Raw genomic sequence first — 1214 nt, forward strand, 5'->3', positions numbered from 1 at the left:
TGTTGCTGCTGGATGAGCCTTTTGCGGCTATTGATGCCAAGATTCGTCAGGAGCTGCGTACCTGGCTGCGAGAGTTGATTGAGCGGGTGGGCATTACTTCAATTTTTGTCACCCATGATCAGGATGAGGCGATTGAAGTAGCGGATGAAATTATGGTGATTAATCAGGGACGACTGGAGCAGAAGGGAACGCCTTGGGATATTTATAAAAAACCGGGTACCCCGTTCGTGGCTTCCTTTATTGGGGAATCTACAGTGATTGAACAGGCAGGCAGTCTTAGAGGCTTCGAAGAAGCTGCTGGAGTGGGAACACGTGCCTTGATCCGTCCGGAGTATATTGATGTCGGGCCAAGCGAGGAATTTACGCTTCTGTCGGCGACCGAGGAAGGCATAGTGAAGCATTTGCATTTTCGTGGAAGTGAGTGGATGGTTGAAGTACAGGTCGGGGATCATCGTCTCATGACATACCGCTCACTGGAGAAGTCTACGCTGGAACCTGGTCAGCAGGTGCGAGTGTTGGTGCATCGAGCCTATCTCTATAATGACCAGTCCAGCTGGATGGTGGAAAACCGCCTGAAGGAAGATCCAATGCCTATCATCATCTAAAAATAAATACGATCACGCATGAGGGGATGTCTAGCCGGATTTCACGGCTTTGGGCATGCTCCTTTTGGCGTTGGACGCTGGAAGGATTTACGCAGATGATTTACGTAGAATCCGTCTGTTCGTTATAATAGTAGTAAAAAGACCCATATAGATAGGAGTTAAACCATGAATCGGCTTATTTTTCTTGGCACGGGGGATGCAATGGGGGTTCCGCGTGTATATTGTGATTGTCTCGTATGCACAGAAGCTCGCACGACAGGGGCGAATGTAAGATTGAGATCGTCTGTGCTGATCGAAAGCGAGACGGAGGACTTTATGATTGATTGTGGCCCGGACTGGCGCAGACAGCTAGAATTGCGCGGTCTGCGTTTTATCCCTACGATCCTTGTGACACATGCACATTTTGACCATATTGGAGGATTACCAGAATGGGCAGATGCCTGTCGCTGGACTGGGAACAGAGGTCGCTTGTACGCGCCACAGGAAGTGATTGACACGATCTTGCGTCAATTTTCCTGGCTCTCTGGAAACTTGGATCTTATTCCAGTAGACCAGGGAGCCCAACTTGGCGGATGGAATATCCGGGGATGGCGTGTGAATCACGGGAAG

At 49.7% G+C, this 1214-nt stretch carries 2 protein-coding genes; both read left to right on the top strand.

The genetic code is table 11. The features are described from left to right. Positions 1 to 605 (top strand): TOBE domain-containing protein (locus GRP75_RS27425; protein WP_160790946.1); only part of this gene is annotated, 605 nt, incomplete at its 5' end. Positions 606 to 770: 165 nt separating this feature from the next. After that, positions 771 to 1214: MBL fold metallo-hydrolase (locus tag GRP75_RS27430; protein ID WP_160790947.1), on the top strand; the 444-nt coding region annotated here is incomplete at its 3' end.

The organism is Paenibacillus sp. OT2-17, from assembly GCF_009827695.1.
GTDB lineage: Bacteria > Bacillota > Bacilli > Paenibacillales > Paenibacillaceae > Paenibacillus > Paenibacillus polymyxa_B.